Source organism: Methylobacterium sp. SyP6R, from assembly GCF_019216885.1.
Lineage (GTDB): Bacteria > Pseudomonadota > Alphaproteobacteria > Rhizobiales > Beijerinckiaceae > Methylobacterium.
Genome location: NZ_JAAQRC020000002.1, coordinates 445,001 through 462,400 on the forward strand (window position 1 = coordinate 445,001; position 17,400 = coordinate 462,400).

13 protein-coding genes are annotated in these 17,400 nt (G+C 70.2%); 10 read left to right on the plus strand and 3 right to left on the minus strand.

Annotated features, from left to right (window positions below):
• Nucleotides 1-308 precede the first annotated feature (308 nt).
• Both HBB12_RS31380 and HBB12_RS31385 read left to right on the plus strand, forming a co-directional pair.
• Complete coding sequence (locus HBB12_RS31380; RefSeq protein ID WP_236993008.1) at nt 309-1,637, plus strand: NAD(P)/FAD-dependent oxidoreductase; 1,329 nt, start codon at nt 309-311, stop codon at nt 1,635-1,637.
• A 388-nt stretch (nt 1,638-2,025) separates the two neighbouring features.
• Nucleotides 2,026-3,105, plus strand: a complete 1,080-nt coding sequence (locus tag HBB12_RS31385; protein ID WP_236993009.1) for a tartrate dehydrogenase — start codon at nt 2,026-2,028, stop codon at nt 3,103-3,105.
• Nucleotides 3,106-3,531: 426 nt separating this feature from the next.
• Here HBB12_RS31385 and HBB12_RS31390 read toward each other — a convergent pair whose 3' ends face one another.
• The gene (locus HBB12_RS31390; protein WP_236993010.1) at nt 3,532-4,260 is read right to left on the minus strand and encodes a GntR family transcriptional regulator; all 729 of its coding nucleotides are present in this window, start codon (nt 4,258-4,260) and stop codon (nt 3,532-3,534) included.
• A gap of 207 nt (nt 4,261-4,467) precedes the next feature.
• Between HBB12_RS31390 and HBB12_RS31395 the strand changes: the two genes are divergently transcribed.
• The 8 genes from HBB12_RS31395 (at nt 4,468) to atzF (ending at nt 14,234) form a co-directional block, all read left to right on the plus strand.
• Entirely contained in the window at nt 4,468-6,069 is a 1,602-nt protein-coding gene (locus HBB12_RS31395; protein ID WP_236993011.1) for an ABC transporter substrate-binding protein, read from the plus strand.
• Nucleotides 6,070-6,429: 360 nt separating this feature from the next.
• Nucleotides 6,430-7,443: an ABC transporter permease gene (locus HBB12_RS31400; RefSeq protein ID WP_236993012.1), complete on the plus strand. Its 1,014-nt coding sequence runs from the start codon at nt 6,430-6,432 to the stop codon at nt 7,441-7,443.
• Complete coding sequence (locus tag HBB12_RS31405; protein WP_236993013.1) at nt 7,440-8,336, plus strand: ABC transporter permease; 897 nt, start codon at nt 7,440-7,442, stop codon at nt 8,334-8,336. Before HBB12_RS31400 ends, HBB12_RS31405 begins: the two co-directional genes overlap by 4 nt.
• Nucleotides 8,333-9,994: a dipeptide ABC transporter ATP-binding protein gene (locus tag HBB12_RS31410; protein ID WP_236993014.1), complete on the plus strand. Its 1,662-nt coding sequence runs from the start codon at nt 8,333-8,335 to the stop codon at nt 9,992-9,994. Before HBB12_RS31405 ends, HBB12_RS31410 begins: the two co-directional genes overlap by 4 nt.
• 224 nt (nt 9,995-10,218) lie before the next feature.
• Nucleotides 10,219-10,434, plus strand: coding sequence for a DUF4089 domain-containing protein (locus HBB12_RS31415; protein ID WP_236993015.1), 216 nt, complete (start codon nt 10,219-10,221; stop codon nt 10,432-10,434).
• A gap of 11 nt (nt 10,435-10,445) precedes the next feature.
• Entirely contained in the window at nt 10,446-11,831 is a 1,386-nt protein-coding gene (locus HBB12_RS31420) for an AtzE family amidohydrolase (RefSeq protein ID WP_236993016.1), read from the plus strand.
• Nucleotides 11,832-12,045: 214 nt separating this feature from the next.
• The gene (gene hpxZ / locus HBB12_RS31425) at nt 12,046-12,435 is read left to right on the plus strand and encodes an oxalurate catabolism protein HpxZ (RefSeq protein WP_236993017.1); all 390 of its coding nucleotides are present in this window, start codon (nt 12,046-12,048) and stop codon (nt 12,433-12,435) included.
• Entirely contained in the window at nt 12,432-14,234 is a 1,803-nt protein-coding gene (gene atzF / locus HBB12_RS31430; RefSeq protein WP_236993018.1) for an allophanate hydrolase, read from the plus strand. The genes hpxZ and atzF overlap by 4 nt, the downstream gene beginning before the upstream one ends.
• 304 nt (nt 14,235-14,538) lie before the next feature.
• On the opposite strand, the gene HBB12_RS31435 is transcribed toward atzF, so the two are convergent.
• Both HBB12_RS31435 and HBB12_RS31440 read right to left on the minus strand, forming a co-directional pair.
• Nucleotides 14,539-16,479, minus strand: coding sequence for a hypothetical protein (locus HBB12_RS31435; protein ID WP_236993019.1), 1,941 nt, complete (start codon nt 16,477-16,479; stop codon nt 14,539-14,541).
• 432 nt (nt 16,480-16,911) lie between these two features.
• A complete protein-coding gene (locus tag HBB12_RS31440) occupies nt 16,912-17,391 on the minus strand; it encodes a hypothetical protein (protein ID WP_236993020.1) in 480 nt (159 codons plus the stop codon).
• Between the last annotated feature and the right edge of the window lie 9 nt (nt 17,392-17,400).

Genomic DNA, 17,400 nt, shown 5'->3' on the forward strand with positions numbered 1-17,400 from the left:
GCGTCGTCGCAGGCTCTCGGTGAGCCTCCGGCCTCCCAAGGCCGACGGCCAGGCCCAGAAGGCGTAAAAAAGACAGGACCGCCACGACGCGCCACCCGTGAGGCTTGGCTGTCGGCGGCAGGACCGCATCGCCGTGCTCCGCGCCCGGCGCCGACGCGGCAGGCCGTCCCGGCCCGCAGCGCGATCGAGATGCGAGGAATGCGCAGGATCGGCCCGGCGCACGGCGGAATATGCTGCGGCGCCCGGACTCTCCAGCGGCATCCCCCGGCGGCTGCCTGCTAGGCTGCCTCGGTCAAACGGAGCCGACCATGCCAGCACCTCTCCTGCATATCGACACGACGCCGGACCTGCCGGAAGCTGCCGACGTCGTGGTGATCGGCGGCGGCGTTGTCGGCACCTTCACGGCCTATTACCTGGCGCGCCGCGGCGTCAGCGTCGCACTGGTCGAGAAGGGCCGGATCGCCGCCGAGCAGTCGAGCCGCAACTGGGGCTGGTGCCGGCAGCAGAACCGCGACGCCCGCGAGTTGCCGATGGCGACGAAGAGCCTCGACCTGTGGGACCGCCTCAAGGCCGAGATCGGCGAGGATGTGGGCTTCCGCCGTTGCGGCCTGCTCTACCTCAGCAACGACGAGGCCGAGATCGAGCGCTGGGCGAAGTGGCGCGACTTCGCGGCCGGCGAGGGCGTCGTCACCCACGTGCTCGGCGCGGCGGAAGCGCGCGAGCACGGCAAGGCGACCGGGCGCGCCTGGAAGGGCGGCGTGTTCTCGCCGACCGACGGCATCGCCGACACCTCGCGGGCGGTGCCGGTCGCCGGCTTAGGCGTGATGAAGTACGGCGGCACCGTGCACCAGTTCTGCGCCGCCCGCGGCCTCGAGCTCCAGGGCGGCCGGGTCTGCGGCGTGGTGACCGAGAAGGGCACCATCCGCACCCGCACGGTGGTGATGGCGGGCGGCGCATGGGCGTCGTCCTTCGTCCGCCAGCTCGGCATCCGCTTCCCGCAGGCGGCGGTGCGCCAGTCGATCATGGCGGTCGGCCCCAACGTCTCCGGCCTGCCGGACGCGCTGTACACGGCCGGCATCTCGCTCACGCGCCGCGGCGAGAGCGGCGGCTACAACCTGGCGATCAGCGGGCGGGCTCGCGTCGATCCCACCCCGCAGCAGATCCTGTTCGCTCGCGAATTCGTGCCGATGTTCGCGCGGCGCTGGCGCTCCCTGGCGCCCGGCGGCACCGAGGCCTGGCGCAGCGGGCACGAGGGCGTGAAGAAGTGGCGCCTCGACCGGCCGACGCCGATGGAGCGGATGCGCATCCTCGATCCCCGCCCCGACCCGACGCTCATCGCCGAGACCTACCGCCGTGCCCTCGAGATGTTGCCGGCCCTGCGCGAGACCTCGATGACCGCCTCCTGGGCCGGCTACGTCGACTCGACCCCGGACGGCGTGCCGGGGATCGGCGAGGTGACGGGCGTGCCCGGCCTCGTCCTGGCGGCGGGTTTTTCGGGCCACGGCTTCGGCATCGGCCCGGGCGCCGGCCACCTCATCGCCGACATCGTGTCGGGCGCCGACCCGATCGTCGATCCCAAGCCCTACCATCCGGACCGCTTCGGCGCCTCGGCCTGGGGGAAGGTGGCGGAGTTCTGAGGACCGGGGCCGCACCTTCCGCGCGGAGGTGCGGTGCTCCGGGTGGAGCAGGGTGGCGTCACGAGCCGGCCGAGGGAAACGTCACCCCGAGCAGGTGCGGACGCTCCGGCCGGCCGGCGCGGCGGCCTTCACGATCGGCACCTCGGCGCTCGACGGCCGGCTCCCGGCGAACGGCCCGACCCTCGACCTACAGGCTCCAGGCGATCGACCGGCCGCCGCCCGAGCAGGCTTGCGTCGGCAAGCCACACGGTACACGACAGAGTGGTTCGTCCGTGGCGTCGACCCTTCCAACCCGCGACCTCATCCCGAGGCGCGGGTGACACGAGCCTCGCAGGACGAGGTCGCGGGTGGGAGAGCGCCATGCCGGCAGCCCTCACGGACACCCGTCATGACCAAGACCTACACCATCGCGGCGATCCCGGCCGACGGCATCGGCATCGAGGTCATCGCCGCCGGCATCGAGGTGCTGGACGCGCTCTCCGAGAAGACCGGCACGTTCCGGTTCCGGTTCGACCATTTCGACTGGGGCTCGGACTACTATAAGAAGCACGGCACGATGATGCCGGCCGACGGTCGCGAGCGGATCAGGAACCACGACGCGATCTTCTTCGGTGCGGTCGGCGCGCCGGACGTGCCCGACCATATCAGCCTGTGGGGCCTGCGGCTCGCGATCTGCCAGCCCTTCGACCAATACGCCAATGTCCGCCCGACCCGGATCCTGCCCGGCATCACCAGCCCGCTGCGCCACGTCTCGGGACCCGAGCTCGACTGGGTGATCGTGCGCGAGAACTCCGAGGGCGAGTATGCGGGCGTCGGCGGGCGCGTGCACCAGGGCCACCCGGAGGAGGTCGCCACCGACGTCTCGATGATGACGCGCACCGGCGTCACCCGCATCATCCGCTACGCCTTCCGGCTGGCGCAGGGCCGGCCGCGCAAGCTGCTGACGGTCGTCACGAAGTCGAACGCGCAGCGCCACGCCATGGTGATGTGGGACGAGATCGCCGCCGAGGTGGCCCAGGACTTCCCGGACGTGACCTGGGACAAGATGCTGGTCGACGCCATGACCATGCGGATGGTGATCAAGCCCGAGACCCTCGACACCATCGTGGCGACGAACCTGCACGCCGACATCCTGTCGGACCTCGCCGCGGCGCTCGCCGGCTCACTCGGAATCGCGCCGACGGCGAACATCAACCCGGAGCGAAAATTCCCGTCGATGTTCGAGCCGATCCACGGCTCGGCCTTCGACATCGCCGGCAAGGGCATCGCCAACCCGATCGCGACCTTCTGGACCGCCTGCCAGATGCTCGAACACCTCGGCGAGGAAGCGGCTGCCGACCGGCTGATGCGCGCGGTGGAGCGGGTGACCGCCGATTCGAGCCTGCACACCCCCGATCTCGGCGGCACGGCAACGACGCGCCAGGTCACGGATGCGGTCATCGCGGCGATCCGGGGAGATAACGCGTAGGGGCGGGAGCGACGGCCGGGAGCCTGATCCCTCCCCCGCAGAGGCAAGGCTGTCCGGGGAAAGACGAGGCGCAGGAAATCCCCTCTCCCCGCGGGCGGGGAGAGGCTTTCGTCCCCCTTGTCGGGGACGAAAGGAGCGGAGGCGAAAGCCGCAGCGAGGGTGAGGGGGTGTTTCCGGATGAGGCTTCTTCGGAAACACCCCCTCACCCTCGCCCTGTGGGCTTCCTGAGCCCCTTCGGAGCTCAGGCCTCTCCCCGCCCGCGGGGAGAGGGGAAACCCGCGCTTTTTTCTTTCCCCGGACAGCCCTGCCGCGGAGGGGGGAGGGTTCACGCGCGGCGGACGTCGCCCCCATATCAAGCAATCTATTGTGTCTTTCATTATGAGTTAAATAAAAAATACTTCTGGTGCTGTTGTTTTCGCATCATTCTCATCGTCGAACCGGTAACCGCTTCGGCGAAGGCTGCTCCGAGCCTGCCTCCTCCCCCGCCCCCCTGACCAGCAACCCCTCCACCGCGCTCTCCACCAGGGTGACGTGCCGCAGCATCGCCGCATGCGCCTCCCCCGCCTGCCCGCCCAGGATCGCGGCGACCACCGCCCCGTGCTCGGCATGCGAGCGGTCGAGGCGCCCGGCCTGGCGGAACTGCGCCTCGCGGTAGGGCTGGAGGCGGCGGCGCAAGGAGCGCGCGAAGTCGGACAGGACCGCATTGTGGGCGCCGGCATAGATCGCGCCGTGGAACGCGGTGTTGGCCTGGGCATAGGCCGCCGGGTCGCCGGCCCGGGCCAGTTCGCCCATGGCGTCGTGCAGGGCGTCGAGGCGGCGGCGCTCCAGCGGGCTCATCGAGAGGGCGGCGAGCCGGGCGCAGGTCGCCTCGATCTCCGCCATGGCGACGAACAACGCGGCGAGCTGGTCGGGTGTCACCTGCGCCACCACCGCGCCCCGGCGCGGCCGCACCTCGACGAGCCCCGACGTGCCGAGCTGGCGCAGGGCCTCGCGCACCGGCGTACGCGACACGCCGTATCGGTCCGCGAGCGCCTGCTCGTCGAGGCGGTGGCCCGGCGCCAGCGCCCCGGTGACGATCGCCTCGGCGATCTCGGCCGCCAGCCGCTCGGTCCGCGTCCGTCCTGCCGCCTCGTCCATCTCAGCCCCGTCACGCATGGCCCGCACCCTGCCGCATCGTCACCGCGCAGGCATGCCCGAAATTCAGGCGCACGCGCCCAAACAACATGCGTGCAAGATCTCCGAAATGCATGCACTCTTTCCATGTTGCATACAATTTTTGTCCCGGTCCGAACCTTGCCTCGCTGCGGCGCGACGCCCGCCGCGCGGGCATTCGCCCCCTCTCTGACGTAAGGCCCGTGCCGCATGATCACCCGCCGCACCGCCCTCGCCGCCGGGCTCGCCGCGCCGTTCGTGGCCAGGAGCCAGGCTCAGGCGCAGAACCCGACCCGCAACGAAACCCTGCTGCTGGTGCAGGAATACGGGCCGAATTCCCTGGACATGCAGGGCATCGGCGCCTCGCAGCCGGTGAACGGGGTCGCGCTCAACTGCTACGACCGGCTCCTGCGCTTCAAGCCGGTGCCGATTCCGGGCGGCGGCGGCAATGCCGTGAAGATGGGCGAGATGGAAGGGGAGCTCGCCGAGAGCTGGCAGGTCGCCTCCGACGGGATGAGCTGCACCTTCAAGCTCCGCGACGCCAAGTTCCATTCCGGACGGCCGGTGACGGCCAAGGACGTGAAGTGGTCCCTCGACCGGGCGGTGTCGATCGGGGGCTTCGCCACCACGCAGATGAATGCCGGCTCGCTGGAGAAGCCCGAGCAGTTCGTCGCCCTCGACGACAAGACCTTCCGCATCGACTTCGTCCGCAAGGACAAGATGACGATGTCGAACCTCGCGGTCACGATTCCCTTCGTGATCGATGCGGAACTGGCGAAAGCCAATAGCGGCGGCGATCCGTGGGCCAAGGACTGGCTCAAGAACAACGTCGCGGGCTCGGGCGCCTACCGGGTCGAGAGCTGGAAGCCCGGCGTCGAGACGATCTATGCCCGCAACGATGCCTGGGCGTCGGGCAAGCTGCCGCAGCTGCGCCGGGTCATCGCCCGCGACATCGCTTCGCCCTCGACCCGGCGGGCGCTCATCGAGAAGGGCGACGCCGACATCTCGTACGGGCTGCCGCCGAAGGACTTCAAGGACCTGATCGACGCCGGCAAGATCAAGGTCGTCGGCGTGCCGATCCCGAACGGGGTCTGGTCGGTCTATCTCAACACCGCGGTCGGGCCGTTCACCGACGTGCGGCTGCGCCAGGCGGTGGCCTGGGTACTGCCTTACGAGAAGATTCTCCAGGCCTCGCTGTTCGGCCGCGGCCTCGACATGTCGGGCGGGCCGGAGACGCCGCGTGTGGCCTGGCCGCAGCCTTATCCGTACCGGACCGATCCGGCGAAGGCGAAGGCCCTGGTCCAGGCGGCCGCGCCCGGCGGGCTCACGACCACGCTGCTGTTCGATGCCGGCAACGCTACCGTCGCCGAGCCGATGGCGGTGCTGATCAAGGAGGCACTCGCCGGGATTGGCATCACCGTCGAGATCGGAAAGATTCCGGGCGCGAACTTCCGGGCTGAGATCTCCAAGAAGACCAACCCGATGGTGCTCAACCGCTTCGCCGGCTGGCTCGATTACCCGGACTATTACCTGTTCTGGACCCTGCACGGGGCGAATTCGATCTTCAACATCGCCTCGTACCAGAACCCGGAACTCGACAAGCTGATCGACACCGCGCGCTTCACCGAGGATCCGGCGGTTTACCAGAGAAGCGTGATCGACTTCGTGTCGCTGGCCGAGCGCGAGGTGCCGATGGTGCCGATCGCCCAACCGACCCACGACGTCGCGATGCAGCGCACGATCAACGGCTACCAGTTCCAGCCGTGTCGGGAGCCGGATTTCCGGTATCTGACCAAGGGGACGGCGTCGTAGGGCGCGTGGCTTCGCCCCTCCTTTTTCACTGAACTGTCCAGGGAAAGAAGAGGCGCGGGTTTCTCCTCTCCCCGCGGGCGGGGAGAGGGATGTGTCTCCGTTCAGGAGACACAGCAAGCGAAGGCGCAGCCGGAGCGAGGGTGAGGGGGTCTCGACCAGTGAGGCTCCTCCGGAAACACCCCCTCACTCTTGCCCTGCGGGCTCGCTGCATCGCCTGAACGGCGACGCAGCCCTCTCCCCGCCCGCGGGGAGAGGGGAACCCGCGCCTCGTCTTTCTGCGGAACGTCTTGCGGAAAGCAAAGAATCCGGACCGGCCAGTCAAAGCCCCGCGACACACACACCCAGGAGGGCCACACGACGATGCTGCGCACGCTCCTCGACCGCCTCGCCACCACCCTTCCGGCACTCGCCGGGGTGGTCGTGGTGTCGTTCCTGCTCACCCGGGTCCTGCCCGGCGACACCGCGGCCTATTTCGCCGGACCTGCCGCGACCCCGCAGGCGATCGCCCAGATTCGCACCGAACTCGGCCTCGACCGGCCGCTGCCCGAGCAATTCGCCCGCTACGTCGCCGACCTCGCCCGGGGCGATCTCGGCCGCTCGCTCACCACCGGCCAGCCGGTCACGGTCGATCTCGGCGCCCGGCTGCCGGCTTCGGCCGAACTGACCCTGTTCGGCCTCGTCCTCTCGCTTCTCGTCGCGGTGCCGCTCGGGGTCGCGGCAGCTTTGCGGCAAGGCTCCCTCGTCGATCACGCCTGCCGGGTGGTGGCGACGGCGGGCGTGTCGCTGCCGGTCTTCTTCACCGGCCTCCTCCTCGTCTACGTCTTCTACTTCGTGCTCGGCTGGGCCCCGGCGCCGCTGGGGCGCCTCGACGCCTTCGCCTCGCCGCCGCCGACGCGGACCGGCTTCCTCCTCCTCGACAGCTTGGCCGCCGGCGACCTCGAGACCTTCCGGGCGGCACTCGGCCAGATCGCCCTGCCGGGCCTGACGCTGGCGATCTTCGCGCTCGCCCCGATCGCCCGCATCACCCGGGCGGCGATGCTGGCGGTGCTCGCCGCCGATTTCGTCCGCACCGCCCGGGCCGCCGGCCTGTCGCGCCGCCGGGTCGTCGTCACCTACGCGTTGCGCAACGCGATGCTTCCGGTGGTGACGACGCTCGGCATGGTGTTCTCCTTCCTGCTCGGCGCCAACGTGCTGGTGGAAAAGGTGTTCGCCTGGCCCGGCGTCGGCTCCTACGCGGTCGAGGCCCTGATCGCCTCCGACTTCGCCCCGGTCCAGGGTTTCGTCCTGGCGATGGCGCTGCTCTACACCGTGCTGAACCTCCTGATCGACCTCGCCTACGGGCTGATCGACCCGCGCGTGAGGGGGGCCGCATGAGCGCCACCGGCTCCCCCGCCCTCACCCCCGCCCGTCCCCGCACCGGGCTCTCGGCGACGCTGGCCCATGCCGGCACCGTCGTCGCCGGCAACCCGGTCACGGGCTTTGCCTTCGCGCTGCTCCTCGGCCTCGTCGCCTGCGCGGTGCTCGGGCCCTCGCTCGTGCCCTACGATCCGCTCGCCTCCGACACCGCGGCAGCCCTCCAGGCCCCGTCCCTGGCGCATCCCTTCGGCACCGACCAGCTCGGGCGCGACATCCTCTCGCGGGTTGTGGTGGCGGCGCGGCTCGATCTCGCCATCGCGGTCTTCTCGGTGGCGCTGGTCTTCGTCGCAGGCGGGCTCGCCGGCATCATGGCCGGGTTCTTCGGCGGCTGGACCGACCGGATCGTGGGACGGCTCGCCGACACCATCATGGCCTTCCCGCTCTTCGTCCTAGCGATGGGGATCGTGGCGGCGCTCGGCAACACGGTCGGCAACATCGTGCTCGCCACTGCCATCATCAACTTTCCGCTCTACGCGCGGCTGGCCCGGGCCGAGGCCGCGCAGCGCCGCAATGCCGGCTTCGTCATGGCGGCGAGGCTCACCGGCAACACCGATCTGCGCATCGTGCTGACCTTGATCCTGCCGAACATCCTGCCGCTGATGATGGTGCAGATGTCGCTGACCATGGGCTACGCGATCCTCAACGCGGCGGGTCTGTCCTTCATCGGGCTCGGCGTGCGTCCGCCGACCCCGGAATGGGGGATCATGGTGGCGGAGGGCGCCGGCTTCATCGTCTCGGGCGAGTGGTGGATCGCGCTCTTCCCGGGTCTGGCACTCATGCTCGCGGTGTTCTGCTTCAACCTCATCGGCGACGGCTTGCGCGACATCGTCGATCCCCAGAGGCGGACATGACCGCGATCCCGCTGCTTGCCATCCGCGACCTCACGGTCGAGTTCGCTACCCGCCGCGGCCCGGTCCAGGCCGTGCGCCAGGTCGACGTCTCGGTCGCCAAGGGGGAGACCGTCGGCATCGTCGGCGAATCCGGCTCGGGCAAGTCGGTCACCTCCTACGCGGTGATGCGGATCCTCGACCGGGCCGGCCGCATCGCCGGCGGCGCGGTCGATTTCTCCGGGATCGACCTGCGCGCGGCGACCGAGCGCCAGATGCGCGACCTGCGCGGGCGGGAGATCTCGATGATCTTCCAGAATCCCCGCGCGGCGCTCAATCCGATCCGCAAGGTCGGCCACCAGATCGAGGACGTGCTGCGCCAGCACGCCGAGGCCGGCTCGGGCGATGCCAAGGCGAAGGCCATCGCGGCGCTCGAACAGGTGAAGATCGCCCGGCCTGAGGAGCGCTACCACGCCTACCCGTTCGAATTGTCCGGCGGCATGTGCCAGCGGGTGGTGATCGCGCTCGCGCTCGCGTGCCGGCCGCAGCTCCTCATCGCCGACGAGCCGACCACCGGCCTCGACGTGACGACCCAGAAGGCGGTGATGGACCTCGTCACCGATCTCACCCGGGAGCGCGGCATGGCGACCGTGCTCATCACCCACGATCTTGGCCTCGCCGCCACCTATTGCGACCGGATCGTCGTGATGGAGCAGGGCCGCGTGGTCGAGACGGCGCCCGCCACGACGATCTTCCGGGCACCCGCCCACGCCTATACCCGCAAGCTGATGCAGGCGACGCCGCGCCCGGGCGTCACTCTCCGTGATCTCCTGCCCGAGGGGGCGCCGGCAGCACCCCTGGAGCACGCTCAAGGAGCAGGCGCCCCGCTGCTGGCGGTCTCGGGGCTGGTGAAGGCCTATCCGAAGCCGAAATCCCTGCTCTCGCGCCAGGAGGAAGCGCCGTTCCGGGCGGTCGATTCCCTGAATTTCACGGTCGATCGCGGCGAGAGCGTCGGACTCGTCGGCGAATCGGGCTGCGGCAAGTCCACCACCTCGACGATGGTGATGCGGCTCCTCGACCCGACCGAGGGCTCGATCGTGTTTTCCGGCGAGGAGATCGGCCGCGTGCCGGCGGCGCGCTTCGCCCGTCATCCTCTGCGGCCGAAGATCCAAATGGTGTTTCAGGATCCGACCGAATCCCTCAACCCGCGCTGGACCGCGGCGCGGGCCATCGCCGATCCGCTCCTGCGCTTCCGCACCGTGCGGGGCGCCGACGCGATCCGGGCGCGGTGCGAGGAACTCGCTCGCCTCGTCGGCCTGCCGGTCGATCTCCTCGACCGCTTCCCGCACCAGCTCTCCGGCGGCCAGAAGGCGCGGGTCGGCATCGCCAGGGCCATCGCCCCCTCCCCCGACCTCGTCATCCTCGACGAGCCGACCGCGGCCCTCGACGTGTCGGTGCAGGCGGTGGTGCTGAACCTGCTCGCCGACCTCAAGCAGGCGCTCGGGATGAGCTATCTCTTCGTCAGCCACGACCTGCAGGTCGTTCGGATGCTCTGCGACCGGGTGATCGTGATGCGGTCCGGCCGCATCGTCGAGGAAGGCACGACGGAAGCGGTGCTGGAGGCGCCGCACGCCGAGTATACCCGCGCGCTGCTCGCGGCGATTCCGAGGCCGCCGGTGTGAGGCGGCTGCGCATGTTCCTCCCTCCCCACCCTCAACCTCATCCTGAGGTGTCGATCCATCGAAGATGGACTGACCTCGAAGGAGGGCTCCAGGAGTCTCCGAGTTCCCTGGAACCCTCCTTCGAGGCTCCCTCCGGTCGCACCTCAGGATGAGGTCGCGGGAGGGAACGACAAGTTCCGCCAACACGGTACGTCACCTCATCGATCCACCCGCGAGGCTCGCCCATGACGACAGCGCCCCCCTCCCCTCCCCTGCTGCTCGACGACGAGTCCGCCGGCGCGGTCGTCGACGCGATGATGCCGCTGGTCGGCATCCCGATGGCGCCGGAATGGCGCGGAACGGTGATCGCCAGCGTCAAGGCGACGGCGGCAGCCGCCAAGCTGGTGCTGGACTTCCCTCTCGACGACACCGTCGAGCCGGCGCCGGTGTTCCGGGCATGACGACGGCTGGCATGAGCGGGCAGGATACCGCTTCCGGAATCGCCGCCGCCGTGGCGGCGCGCCGGCTCACCGCCGCGGCCGCCATCGAGGCGGCCCTGGCGCGGATCGCCGCCATCGACCCCGGCGTGAACGCCTTCACGGACGTGACCGCCGACCGCGCCCGGGCCCGGGCGGCCGAGATCGATGCCGGCCTCGCCGCGGGGCGGGCGCCGGGCCCGCTGGCGGGGGTGCCCTTCGCGGTCAAGAACCTGTTCGACGTCGAGGGGATTCCGACCCGCGCCGGCTCGAAGATCAACCGCGACAATCCGGCCGCCACCCGCAACGGCGCCCTGGTGCGGCGGCTCGAGGCGGCCGGCGCGGTTCTCGTCGGCGCCCTCAACATGGGCGAATACGCCTACGACTTCACCGGCGAGAACGCCCATGACGGCCCCTCGCGCAACCCGCACGACCGCGAGCGGATGTCCGGCGGCTCGTCCGGCGGCTCGGGCGCGGCGGTGGCGGCGGGGCTCGTGCCGCTCACCCTCGGCTCGGACACCAACGGGTCGATCCGGGTGCCCTCGGCCTTCTGCGGCACCTTCGGGCTCAAGCCCACCTTCGGCCGGCTGTCGCGGGCGGGCTCCTTCCCGTTCGTCGCGAGCTTCGACCATCTCGGGCCCCTCGCCCGCTCCGTCGCCGATCTCGCCCTGGTCTACGACGCGATGCAGGGGGAGGATTCCGACGATCCCTGGCAGGCGCCGCGGCCCGTGGAGCCGGTGGCGGGTGCCCTCGCGCAGGGCACGACGGGCCTGAGGGTCGCGGTGGCGGGCGGCTACTTCGCCCGCGGCGGCGAGCCGGATTGCTTCGCGGCCGTCGCCCGCGCCGCCGAGGCTTCGGGTGCCTCCCGCACGATCGAGATCCCGGAGGCCGCCCGCGCCCGCGCCGCGGCCTTCCTCATCACCGCCTCGGAAGCCGCCGGCCTCCATCTCGACCGCCTGCGCGAACGCCCCGGCGATTACGACCCGGCGGTGCGCGACCGGCTGATCGCCGGCACGACCATCCCGGCGGCCTGGGTGCACCGGGCCCAACGCTTTCGCAGCTGGTACCGGGCGCGGGTGCTGGCGCTCTTCGACGAGGTCGACGTGATCCTCGCCCCCTGCACGCCCTGCCGGGCGCTACGGATCGGCCAGGCCACGATGGAACTCGACGGCGTGACCGTGCCGGCGCGGCCGAATATCGGCGTGTTCACCCAGCCGATCTCCTTCATCGGCCTGCCGGTCGTGGCCGTGCCGGTGCGGGTGGGCGGCGGGCTGCCGCTGGCCGTGCAGGTGATCGCGGCGCCGTGGCGGGAGGACCTGGCCTTGCGGGTCGCCGGAGCGATCGAGGCGGCGGGGGTGGGGGCGGCGCCGGTGGCGGGGTGAGGCCTTGTCCAACCCTCCCACCTCATCCTGAGGTACTGCCGCATGCGGCAGCCTCGAAGGAGGGCTCCAGAGGCCACAGAGATTTCTGGAGCCCTCCTTCGAGGTCAGTCGATCTTCGATCGCGTGCGATCTGCGATCGCCAACACCTCAGGATGAAGTCGCAGGCGGGATGAATTTGGATGATCACAACCTGCTTTTCTAGAAAGGAAACCCCATGGACATCGACCACCCCGACGTGAAGGCCGAGGTCGAGGCGGCTTTCGCGGCTTACGAAACCGCCCTCGTCACCAACGACGTGCCGACCCTGGAGGCCCTGTTCTGGGACGATCCCCGCACCATCCGGTACGGCATCGGGGAGAATCTCTACGGCATGGACGCGATCCGGGCGTTCCGCCGGGCGCGCTCGCCGGTCGGGGTCGAGCGGCGGATCGATCGGACCGTCATCACCACCTTCGGGCGCGACTTCGCCACCGCCTCGACGCTGTTCTGGCGCGAGGCGCATCCCGGCAAGGTCGGGCGCCAGATGCAGTCCTGGGCCCGGCTCCCCGAGGGCTGGCGGGTCGTCGCCGCCCATGTCAGCCTGATCGACGAGGTTCCCGCGTGACCGATTTTCCTCTCACCCTCGCCGATTACCGGACGGCCTACGCCTCGGGATCGCTCACGCCCGAGCAAGCCGTGCGCGAGGTCTACCGGCGCATCGCGGCACATGACGATCCGGCGGTCTTCCTCACCCTGCGGCCCGAGGCCGAAGTGGCGGCGGAAGCGGAAAACCTGCCGGCCGGCCCGCTCCACGGCATCCCGGTTGCGGTAAAGGACAATATCGACGTGGCGGGCCTGCCCACCACCTGCGCCTGCCCCGATGATGCGCGCGTCGCGACGCAGGACGCCGCGGTGGTGGCGCGGCTGCGGCAGGCCGGGGCGCTGGTCATCGGCAAGACCAACCTCGACCAGTTCGCCACCGGCCTCGTCGGGGTGCGCTCGCCCTACGGCGTGCCGCGCAACACCCTCGATCCGGCGCTCGTGCCCGGCGGCTCGTCGTCGGGCTCGGCCGTCGCGGTGGCGGCCGGGCTGGTGCCGCTGGCGCTCGGCACCGACACCGCAGGTTCCGGCCGGGTGCCGGCGGGGCTCAACAATATCGTCGGGCTCAAGCCGAGCCTCGGGGCGCTGTCGACACGCGGCGTGGTGCCGGCCTGCCGCACCCTCGATTGCGTCTCGGTCTTCGCGCTGACCGTCGAGGACGCCTTCGCGGGCTTCTCGGCGCTTGCCGGATTCGACGCCGCCGATCCGTTCTCGCGGGCCATGGCCGTCGGGCGGCCGGGACCGCTGCCGCGGCGAATCGGCGTGCCGGACGGTGCGAGCCGGCGATTCGGCGGCGACGCGCTCTCCGAGGCCGCCTTCGATCGCGCCCTCGCCGATCTCGAGGCGCTCGGCGCGACCCTGGTCCCGGTCGACCTGACACCGTTCTTCGCCGCCGCCGCCCTCCTCTATGACGGGCCGTGGGTGGCCGAGCGCTGGGAGGCGATCCGCGACCTCATCACCGAACGGCCGGAGGCACTGCACCCGGTCACCCGCGCCATCACGGAACGCGCCACCGCCTTCTCAGCCGCCGATGCCTTCGCGGGCCGCTATCGGCTGGCGGAGTTGCGCCGGGCCACCGAACCGGTCTGGCAAGGGATCGACGGAAAGGGAATCGACGCGCTCTGCGTGCCGACCTTCCCGCGCCCGCAGACCCTGGCGGCGCTCGCCGCCGACCCGATCGGCCCCAATGCCGAGCTCGGCACCTACACCAACTTCGTCAACCTGCTCGATCTCTGCGCGCTGGCGGTGCCGAGCCATCCCCGCGCCGACGGATGGCCGGCCGGCGTGACGCTGATCGCCCCGGCGGGCCGGGATGCCGCCCTGGTCCCCCTCGGCGAGGCCCTCCACCGCGCCGCCGGCCTCGCCATGGGCGCGACCGGCGCACCCCTGCCGCCGGCGCCCGCGCCGGGCCCGGCACGCGCCGGCGACGACGAGATCGAACTGGTGGTGGTCGGCGCGCACCTGTCGGGCCTTCCCCTCAACGGCGAGCTGACGGCGTTGGGCGCGCGGCTCCTGCGGGCGGTCGCGACCACGCCCGATTACCGGCTCTTCGCCCTGCCGGGCGCAGGCCCGCGCCGTCCCGGCCTGGTGCGGGTGGCGGCGGGGACGGGCACGTCGATCGCCACCGAGGTCTGGGCACTCACGCCCGAGGCCTTCGGCCGCTTCGTCGCAGGCATTCCCGCCCCCCTCGGCATCGGCACCCTGCGGCTTTCCGACAGCACGACCCCGAAGGGATTCCTGTGCGAGCCGGAGGGGGTCCGGGACGCGGAGGACGTGTCGGGCCATGGCGGATGGCGCGCCTATCTGGCGGCCGGCCGGGCTTGAGCGTCCGTCCGGGCGCCCCGCCTCGTCCTTTCCGAGGAAATCGCCCGGCTCCGGAGGTCGAAAGCCCGTTCGGTTCGATCGCCCGTCTCGACGCCCTCCCGGTCCCTGCGGTCCCGCGCAGCGGGGCCCGTCGTGACTCAGCAGATTTCGCAAGAGTGGCGGCTGGATTCGCGATGAAAATCCGTGATAAAACAAGAACCTAAGCGGACGAAGCGTTGGCCTGCCAATGCAAGTCCGCTTAGGAGGGCGTCGATCCCGGGGAGACCGATCGGACAGGCTCTCGGGCCGTCATTCCCGAAAGGAGTTACTTCTCCTTCGACTCCACGGACGTCTTCAACGGATTGGTCGATCCGAAGATGTGGCTGACGGAGGTGCTTGCCTGCGCCTGCGTTTCTTTCGGATTCGAACTATGACAGGCGAAGCAGTTGGTGCCCGAGGTGGACTTGGTATCGTTCCCCTGCGCGAAGGTCTCCATCGTGCCGTTGGCCAGCATGCTGGTGCCGATCTCGTTGCCGCCCTGGGGGAAGGGGCCTGTGGGCCGGGCTCCGCCCAAGGTCCACGTCGCGCCCATCAGGAGGTAGTTGAAGCGCGGATCGGACGCGGCTCCGACGGCACTGAGCTTCGCGCGGATGTCGGTGTTGAGCGAGACGATCTGGTTCGCGGCGATGGCCGGGGTTTTGTCCGCCTGGTTGGGCTGGCCGTCCGAGGCGACACCCCAGGCCTTCTGATGCAGGACGTCGTTCGGCGCGATCTTCACCGGAGGGGATGCCGTCGAGACGATATGCTGGTTCGCCTTGTCGTACTGGGCCAGTTGCGCGTTGTAATTGGTCTGCGGGCCGCTGGCCGAGAACGTCCACGGGCCGGTCGGATTGCTCGGAACGGGGGTCTCCTTCCCGCCGGACATGTAGCTGTAATCGGCGAGCGGCGCGTTGGCCTGATGCTCGAAGGTCGCCCAGACCATCTCGGGATGGCCGTTCGTGCTGCCGACGACATGCGCGCCGACCAGCGCGACCTGGGTCCGATTGGTCTTTCCCGTCGGCGCCCAATCGGCCGGATTGGTCGTCCGATCGTACTCCGGTACCTCGGCCTGCGCCGTGATGTACCCCTTCCCCCCATCGGGCAGGGTCGCGGCCTCGACCCAGGCCAGCTTGACCTCGACCGCGAGCGCGTTGCCGTCCGCCAAGCTCGACGGGCCGCCGTGTTTCTTGGCGAAGTCGAAGATCGCCGTCAGATCCGGCTGCGAGGTCGGGAACAGGCCGAACGTGGCCGGATCGTCGGCGTCGTAGGTCGGGGCGATGCCGTTCGGCGTCTTGCGGCCGGTCAGGTACCAGGCATAGACGTCGTTGACGAGCACCTCGTAGTACACGATCGCATCGTTCTGCGAGACCAGGACACCGTGGTCGCCGGCCTGGCCGGGACTCAAGGTGACGATGTCGCCGCTGCCGGCCTCGACGAAGACCGGGCCCGTCCGGGTGGCGATCTTCATCAACACCTTTTTGGCGGTGAGGGCATCGGCGATCTGCCGGCGCTCACTGGTCGCGCCCGGCGCCCCGCTAGTCGTCGTCGGTGCGGCCAGGCCGGCCAGGCGGCCGAGCTGCTGCGGCAGCATGCCGGCGGTCACCTTCGGCGCGAAGGTCTGGATCGGCTTGCCCTCGGCGTTCAGGAATTCGGCCTTGCCGCCGGCCCCGGCCCTCACCGCGGCGATCTCCGCCGTCCCCTCGGCCCCGAGCGCGTTGCTGGCGGTGAGGCCGGCGCGGTCGGGGACCGTGACGAACTCGCGCAGATGCCCCTTGGCGTCGAGCACGAACGGCAATCCATCGGGGCCGAACTTGGTCGCGCTGAGGGAGAGGTTTCGCGCGAGGATGCCGTCCTGCTTGATCAGGTTGCCCTGGTCGAGCCGGTAGAACGCCTCCGAACGGAGCACCCGCTTGTCGTGGAGCGTGCCGGCGTCCGGCGAGGTCAGCCACAGGAACATCTGCGCCGACCATTTATAGAAGTTGCAGTTGTTGCTCGTATCGAGTCCGAGACTGTTGGCCGGATTGACGGGCTGGTTCAATCCGGGCTTCGATTTGAACCAGCCGGTGAAGTCCTGCTGCGGCACGGTGCAGGTCGGATCGGGCGATGGCGGCAGGACCTGAGCCCCGGCCGCACCTGCGATCCCGGCCGCGAGGCTCGCGGCGAGGCCGACGATGCCTCCCGCACGGAGCCAGGACGAACGGCTGCAAGACGAACGCAAATGTTTCATCGCATCTGACCTTCGATAGTCATGGTTGAAATGTCGGACGATCGTTGTGTCACGACATGGCGGCTCCGGCAGTCGAGCCCTTCGGCTCGATCCGGCAACTCATACAAGTTCTGATTGATTAATTCAGGCGACCCCAACAGAGATCGTCTGAAGCACTGCGGAAGGCGGCTCCGCTCAGGCGCTGCGCGGGCTGATGAGATGAGTTCCAGAAAAAATCTCCGGAATTCATCTCGTACCAGCGGACCAGGATAGAGCGCTTCACGATCGCGTTGCAATCGCGAAGCTCTCCAGGTCTTTGGTCATGCCGCATGTTCTTCGACGAACCGGCATCCACTTCGTCGTAAAAAAATGCTCGAGGGCTTGGCGACGATTCGAGACCGAAGCCAGGCAGTCGGTGGCGCGCGATCGTCGGTCCGCCGCCGCCCTGGCGCCCTACCGGGTGAGGTCGGGCGTCAGCAGCTTCAGGCTCGTCACTTCCGCGGCGGTCGGCGCGCGCGCCGGCTCGCCCCCTCCGACGATCGTGACGCGAACGGACAACGTCCGGTCCCGGATGGCGCCGGCCGGCACCGGCAGCGTGTAGACGCCACCGCCGCCGCGGGCGGCCGGACCGAACGGCGCGACCGTGCCGATCGGGACACCCGACGGCGTGGTCACGTCGACCCGACGGCCGGCCGGCAAGGCCCCGACCTCCACTTCGAGGAAGGCACCGGCTGGCCCGGCGGGCGGCCGGGAGAGCGTGAACGTCCGCTCCATGTCCGATCCCTCTCGACCGGGTCCCTCTTGCACAGATCTGTCCTGACCATGGGCGGGCATGGCGGCGAGCACCAGGAGGATCGCCGCCCGCAGCGCCCGCCGGCCGGCCGGCGCCGCATGCCCGCCGCGCCGCCGCGCCCGCGACGCGTGACCGGGCATCCGGCGCGA

Coding starts and splice junctions, on each gene's coding strand:
- HBB12_RS31380 (WP_236993008.1), top strand. CDS start 309: ATGCCAGCACCTCTCCTGCATATCGACACGACGCCGGACCTGCCGGAA.
- HBB12_RS31385 (WP_236993009.1), top strand. CDS start 2,026: ATGACCAAGACCTACACCATCGCGGCGATCCCGGCCGACGGCATCGGC.
- HBB12_RS31390 (WP_236993010.1), bottom strand. CDS start 4,260: ATGCGTGACGGGGCTGAGATGGACGAGGCGGCAGGACGGACGCGGACC.
- HBB12_RS31395 (WP_236993011.1), top strand. CDS start 4,468: ATGATCACCCGCCGCACCGCCCTCGCCGCCGGGCTCGCCGCGCCGTTC.
- HBB12_RS31400 (WP_236993012.1), top strand. CDS start 6,430: ATGCTGCGCACGCTCCTCGACCGCCTCGCCACCACCCTTCCGGCACTC.
- HBB12_RS31405 (WP_236993013.1), top strand. CDS start 7,440: ATGAGCGCCACCGGCTCCCCCGCCCTCACCCCCGCCCGTCCCCGCACC.
- HBB12_RS31410 (WP_236993014.1), top strand. CDS start 8,333: ATGACCGCGATCCCGCTGCTTGCCATCCGCGACCTCACGGTCGAGTTC.
- HBB12_RS31415 (WP_236993015.1), top strand. CDS start 10,219: ATGACGACAGCGCCCCCCTCCCCTCCCCTGCTGCTCGACGACGAGTCC.
- HBB12_RS31420 (WP_236993016.1), top strand. CDS start 10,446: ATGAGCGGGCAGGATACCGCTTCCGGAATCGCCGCCGCCGTGGCGGCG.
- hpxZ (WP_236993017.1), top strand. CDS start 12,046: ATGGACATCGACCACCCCGACGTGAAGGCCGAGGTCGAGGCGGCTTTC.
- HBB12_RS31435 (WP_236993019.1), bottom strand. CDS start 16,479: ATGAAACATTTGCGTTCGTCTTGCAGCCGTTCGTCCTGGCTCCGTGCG.
- HBB12_RS31440 (WP_236993020.1), bottom strand. CDS start 17,391: ATGCCCGGTCACGCGTCGCGGGCGCGGCGGCGCGGCGGGCATGCGGCG.